Source organism: Butyrivibrio sp. ob235, assembly GCF_900109475.1.
Taxonomy (GTDB): Bacteria; Bacillota; Clostridia; order Lachnospirales; family Lachnospiraceae; genus Butyrivibrio.
Genome location: NZ_FOBE01000014.1, coordinates 96,939 through 102,991, shown reverse-complemented (window position 1 = coordinate 102,991; position 6,053 = coordinate 96,939). Strand labels below are relative to the sequence as shown.

The window sequence follows — 6,053 nt, the reverse complement described above, 5'->3', positions numbered from 1 at the left end:
GGGTCTCAGCAATCAAGTTCTCTCTGGCCAGAACATTGCTTGGCTTTGTTCTGTCCGTTTTTACCTAAGTTAGGTTGTTTTGTTCTCTGAATATTCTTTTTGGAATTTTCAGGGTTGCATTACTATTTTATTGTCAAAGTGCTTTGTCTTGGCTTGTCAGCCGCAACTCTGATAGAATATCATGTTTGCAACTTCTTGTCAAGAACTTTTTTATTTTTTTGCTCTGGCTTGTGAAGCGCTGAATCCTTCCGGTCAGTCATCTGTCACTCGCAGCGAGCGAATATAAATATATCACCCGTCCCCCTATGTGTCAATTACTTTTTTTAATTTTTTTCAATTTTTATAAAAATTTCTCAAATAGCCGGATGTAATGGGGCTTTCCGTAAATTACAATTGAAAAAATGCAAACAAAAACCCCGGCAATATATTGCCGGGGTTTGCTAACGGAGAAAGAGGGATTTGAACCCTCGCACCGCGTGAACGGTCTACACCCTTAGCAGGGGCGCCTCTTCAGCCACTTGAGTATTTCTCCATGCCTGAAAACCTCTACCAAACGGTATTTGGTTGTCTGTTAACGATCATCTATATCATTAACGCAAAAGTTATTATACAAATTCAGCAGAGCATTGTCAACAAGTGTTTTTTATTCTCTGCAAAACTCCTTTATAGCAGTCTCATACAGATTATTTCCCTCTGAATCTATAACTACTATGGCAGGAAAGTTTTCGACACGTAGTTTGCGTATTGCTTCTGTGCCAAGATCATCATATGCTACAACCTCTGATTCAACAATTGCTTTAGATAGAAGCGCACCCGCGCCACCGATAGCAGCAAGATATATTGCTTTGTTACGCACAATAGCATCCAGTACTTCCTTGCTGCGTTTTCCTTTTCCTATCATGCCGCTTAATCCCATATCAAGAAGCTCCGGGGCATACTTGTCCATACGGCTGGCTGTTGTGGGCCCCGCTGATCCTATAGGTCTGCCTTCTCTGGCCGGTGAAGGTCCCATGTAATATATTACGTTTCCTTCTATATTTATAGGAAGAGCCTCTCCTCTATCCAGAGTTTCCTTCATTCTCTTGTGCGCAGCATCTCTCGCTGTATATATATCGCCGCTAATATATACCATATCTCCACTGCGGAGTTTAGAAATTGTGTCCTTATCAAATGGTGCAGTTATCTTATATTCCATATAACAGCCCTTTCAGAAATATAATTTGAATGAGTTTCTTCTATATATAGTGGTTTTTATTTAAAAAAGTATTTTTATACCACAACACTTCGATGTCTGTTGACATGGCAGCATATATTTACTGCCACAGGAAGTCCTGCGATGTGAGTCGGATATGTATTGATATTCACAGCAAGAGCAGTAACTGTTCCACCAAGTCCGCCGGGACCAATTCCGGTCTTGTTTATCCTGTCCAGTATCTCTTTTTCCATATCTGCCACATAAGGAATCTCTGAATGTTCGCCTGTTTTTCTGGTTAATGCTTCCTTTGCCATGATCGCACACTTTTCAAAGGTGCCACCTACTCCTACGCCTACCACCATGGGCGGACACGCATTAGGGCCCGCATCCTTTACAGCCTGAACAACAGCATCCTTGACACCTTCTTCGCCATCAGCGGGTTTTAGCATGAAAACCCTACTCATATTTTCACTTCCAAATCCCTTTGGCGCTATAGTTATTTCTACTTTATCTCCGGGCACAATATTATAGTGAATAACCGCAGGGGTATTATCTCCCGTATTCTCTCTGATAAGAGGATCCTTTACCACTGATTTTCTAAGGTATCCCTCAGTATATCCCTGTCTGACTCCTTCGTTTATGGCATCAGTAAGATCCCCACCCTCGAAGTGAACGTCCTGACCGATATTTATAAAAAACACTGCCATTCCCGTGTCCTGGCAAATGGGTATATTATCCTTTTCTGCAATTCTCAGATTCTCTTCAAGCTGAGAAAAAATCTTCTTTCCAAGATCAGATTCCTCAGCCTGTCCTGCCTTGCAGATAGCCTCCTTCATGTCTGGAGACAGCGTATAATTGGCATCTATGCAAAGCTCTTTTACAGCTTTGGTTATTTCTGATACATCTATAGTTCTCAATTCTTCCTCCGAATAGAACTTCTTAATATGAATAAGAAATTTGTCATCAAAACTTTATTGTTTCACAAAGCGCTTTTAATTCTTCTGCTGAAGGAGATGTGGGATTCCATAAAATATGCTGTCCATCATCCTTGTATCTGGGAATAACATGAAGATGAAAATGAGGTACTGTCTGGCCGGCTGCCTCTTTATTATTCTGTACGATATTTATTCCGTCAGCTCCCAGCTTTTCCATAAAATGTCCAGCCAGCTTTTTTGCAAGCTTCATTGCGTCTGCTGCTGTTTCTTCGGGAAGCTCAAAAATATCCGTATAATGATCCTTGGGCAAGATAAGACAATGCCCCTTTGTCGCAGGGCCATTATCCAGTATTACATTGAACTTATCATCCTCATAAATTGAATTTGTGGGAAACTCCCCGTTTGCAAGCTTACAAAAAATGCAATTTGAATCTTTCATAGTCATTTCTCCCTTATGATTAATTATTTAAACTCAAACAGCTGATCCATTGTTCGCAGCAGTTTGAAATCCCCTTTCATCTTCAGATTGCCTTCCATGAATGCTCTCTGGAAAGTTATTCTTCCTGATATAATCTGCTCAAAAACCGATGTATTCATTGACACATGTACATTACAGCCCGGTGCTTCTCCCGGTTTACATTCCATATCCTGGTTATCTATTTTGATGCAAATATCTTTGTCTTTTATCTGATCAAGAAGTGTAATCTGGTAAGCTGCGTGAATCCCAGGCATAGGCTTAAAATGACTTTTTAAGCTGCTGATAAAGTCTTCTGCGTGCTCCGCAGCATGGTCCTTATCCATTTTATCCCTGAAAATGCTGCTAAGTTCCTGAATGTCTTCCTTCTGTTTCTGGACATATTCTTCATTCGAAACATATCTTGAGAGCTGCTCAGTTTCCTGGGGAGTGAGATCCGTTATCTTAGTAATAGAGACTCTGTTCTTAACTGCCTGATTACTCGTTGGCAGCGTCTCCATCTTCTGATTCATATTCCTATATATATTTTCAGCTTTTTTCTCAATATAATTCTGGTAACTCTCAGTTCGCTCAAAAGCAGAAGTATCGGCAATATATCCGCAAATACCATCAAGGGGAACTCCTCCGAGTATCTCCCAAGCCGACGCAAGTTCCATCATTCCCTCACGTTCACCATGAGTAGTTGACATCACAATGGGAGCCATAGGAAGGCCCGCGATTTTGTCCTTATCACCATACAACCAGCATGCATCCAAAAACTGATGCATATATCCACCTACTCCAAACCATTCAACAGTTGAAGCAAGTAGTATTCCATCTGCATTTTTAAGAGTTCCGGGAAGCGCAGTGATACCGTTTTTCTGCTCAAAAAGATTAAACTGTTCCACCTGAACATTAAGTTCCTTGAATACCCCGGTCATTCTGGACAGGACCAGGAGAGTGGGATCATCTATGATTCCTCTGCCACCATAATAAATATTGATTTTCATACCATTATCTCCATGTAAGCTGAATCAAACTAACCTATATTGTACCATAAATCAGCGCTTTGAGACACCTGACCTCACCATCATCGATAAGCATAGACACACTTGCCAAAAGAGACTTCATCATCCTCAAAAAGCTCAACTTTTTCATTCGGCATAAGTCTTCTGCCGTTAACAAAAGTACCATTCGTTGAGTTTAAATCCTGTATCCACAGAGAATTTGTCTTGCGATCCTCTCTGAACAGTCTTGCATGCATTCGGGAAACCGATTTGTCCTTTATTACCGCATCCGCACAGGATGATAGCTTTCCGACAACCATTGGAAGTTTTTGAAGCCCTATATTATCAAGACCGGTTCCCTCCTCTGCGTAAAGTTTGTGAAGCTTTTCCTCAAAATCAAAGGAAAGCAAGACTGTTTCCTCATTTTCTTCATCCTCGTCGGTCTGCGCCAAAACATTATGCTCATACGCTCTTTTTCTTATATAACCTGCTTTATTATCTGCACTGTATAGAGGCATTTCTACCAAATCCGAGGGTGGAGCTTCTACGTTTTTATCCATATCAGTTGTACTCTCAGGCACTGGTTCTTTTACTTTGTTACCAAATACTTTTGTATTTTTTCTAAGCTGCAAAATAAAACAGGAAAGAGACATCATGACACTAATCATGAAAACGGCGATATCCAGTATGTTTTCCTCATACGTCAGGATATAAGCATATCTGAGGTACCACAAGGCTCCCGCTATAATGGCAAACAACATTGCCATCAGGAAATTCACTCCCAGCGGTAACATTATTTTTATCTTTTTCTCAGTTACTGATTTATCTTTTGCTTCCGCCTCATCTTCATCATCCTCGAAGTCCTCATCATCATTCATTTCAAAGCTCTCTTTTTTCTCATTCGCGTTTATTCTTGTCTCATAGATATCCTTAGACGTGTGTATTGTGGACATTTCTTCCATAAAGGCTTCCTCCGGTTCTGCTCGAACCGCTCTTTCCAGTACGCTGAAATCAATTCCGCTGGCATCACATATTGTATCCAGAAGTTCGAAAATCAGCTGTGAGCATCGTCCGTCCTCAAGATCAGCATATTCCATAAGTCCTTCAAAAAACGCATGATCTATGGTTTTTTCATGTACCGGATCATATATGAAATAGAATCTGCCTGTTGAAAAATCCTCAAAGACTGCCTCCGGAAGAAGTATAATATGGCTTGGATCAAGAAGAAAATCTCCCAGGTTCTTTGCGGTTATAACCATATCCGACAAAAACCGCTTAAGCTTTTCATAAGACATCTTTTTGCGATCATATCTGTTTTTTATGCTCTGCCTCGAATCAATTTCATAATATAAGTAGTAGCATTCATCAGTATTCCTCAGACTAAAAGGCAATAGGCCATCTATTTTGTTGTTTTCAAGCATCTTGTATTGGAAAATATTATCTTCATTAACTTCTGCCTCCAATATAAGATAATTGTGTTTTGCATCCTTATAATATTGAATATCCATTACGGTTTTCCTTTCTTTTTGTTTTTCTCTGCCGTTTGAGTGATAATGTCCTTCGCTCTCTTCATTTTCCGCATGGTTTTTGCAGGTGTTATGATCTTTACTCTTGCAGCAGCTTCGGATTTCCATATGTCGGGTATTTTTGAAAAGTAACCAAACAGGGCTCTGTGATTTGTGGTTATACTTCCGTCAATTCTTATGTCTTTACCTGAGACTGACGATTTTATTTCCGGTTTGCTGCTTCCAAAGTATCTGCTTCCGGTCTTTTCATCCGAATGGTCTGTCACATAATCACACGGCGATGAATAACCCTGTTTTTCATAGAGCAGATACGCTCTGAAACCCAAAATATACACGTCCTGTGATAGAACACATCGCCCATAGACCATAAACGCCATGTAAATGATCAAAACAATTCCAAAAATAGCTGCAGGAATTACAAGAGCTGCCTCTACTGTCATGTATGCCGGTAGTTCCAGCTTCTTATCTGAAGGCAAAGCTCATCACCCCCACTCCCACTGTTAGAAATGGCATAAAGGCCATCACACTTTTGCCGGATACTTTTTTCATAATAAGAAGAATTCCTCCGATGACGGCCGAAAATGTAAATGATATAAGTACAATAAGCATGGTATCCGTTATTCCAAACAATGGCCCAAGCGCCAGTACCGTTAATCCATCTCCTAGCCCAATCCCCTGCCTGGTGAAATAGCTTACTGTCAATAAAACGATTCCGGGAATAAGCGAGTATAAGAAATCCGCCGGCTGTGTAATTCCCTTTGACCACAAATAGATAAAACATAGTCCGGAAAGTGTCATTTGTACGGTCGGAATTGATAAAGGAATCTTTTTCTCCCTTATGTCCATGATTGTTGCGATCATCAAAATTATCAATGCAAAAACCTTAAAGAAAAGGCTTACTATTACCGTATTTTCAATAATTTCATAAAAATCCAT

7 protein-coding genes and 1 tRNA gene are annotated in these 6,053 nt (G+C 40.3%); all 8 read right to left on the bottom strand.

Features of this window, described 5'->3' with window-relative positions:
* Positions 1 to 444: 444 nt before the first annotated feature.
* The 8 genes from BMW61_RS11550 to BMW61_RS11520 all read right to left on the bottom strand — a co-directional run bounded on the left by BMW61_RS11550 (position 445) and on the right by BMW61_RS11520 (position 6,053).
* Positions 445 to 532 (bottom strand) — tRNA-Ser (locus tag BMW61_RS11550).
* Between the two features lie 111 nt (positions 533 to 643).
* Complete coding sequence (locus tag BMW61_RS11545) at positions 644 to 1,195, bottom strand: Fe-S-containing hydro-lyase (protein ID WP_022763028.1); 552 nt, start codon at positions 1,193 to 1,195, stop codon at positions 644 to 646.
* Positions 1,196 to 1,269: 74 nt separating this feature from the next.
* Complete coding sequence (locus BMW61_RS11540; protein ID WP_091822041.1) at positions 1,270 to 2,112, bottom strand: fumarate hydratase; 843 nt, start codon at positions 2,110 to 2,112, stop codon at positions 1,270 to 1,272.
* Positions 2,113 to 2,158: 46 nt separating this feature from the next.
* Positions 2,159 to 2,569 (bottom strand): HIT family protein, encoded by a 411-nt coding sequence (locus BMW61_RS11535; RefSeq protein WP_022763026.1) that lies wholly within the window; start codon positions 2,567 to 2,569, stop codon positions 2,159 to 2,161.
* A 23-nt stretch (positions 2,570 to 2,592) separates the two neighbouring features.
* The gene (locus BMW61_RS11530) at positions 2,593 to 3,594 is read right to left on the bottom strand and encodes an SCP2 sterol-binding domain-containing protein (RefSeq protein ID WP_091822038.1); all 1,002 of its coding nucleotides are present in this window, start codon (positions 3,592 to 3,594) and stop codon (positions 2,593 to 2,595) included.
* Positions 3,595 to 3,674: 80 nt separating this feature from the next.
* Positions 3,675 to 5,099 (bottom strand): DUF6382 domain-containing protein, encoded by a 1,425-nt coding sequence (locus tag BMW61_RS11525; protein WP_175475174.1) that lies wholly within the window; start codon positions 5,097 to 5,099, stop codon positions 3,675 to 3,677.
* Positions 5,099 to 5,593: a TadE family protein gene (locus tag BMW61_RS21905; RefSeq protein WP_175475173.1), complete on the bottom strand. Its 495-nt coding sequence runs from the start codon at positions 5,591 to 5,593 to the stop codon at positions 5,099 to 5,101. Before BMW61_RS21905 ends, BMW61_RS11525 begins: the two co-directional genes overlap by 1 nt.
* Positions 5,580 to 6,053, bottom strand: coding sequence for a prepilin peptidase (locus BMW61_RS11520; RefSeq protein WP_026498374.1), 474 nt, complete (start codon positions 6,051 to 6,053; stop codon positions 5,580 to 5,582). Before BMW61_RS11520 ends, BMW61_RS21905 begins: the two co-directional genes overlap by 14 nt.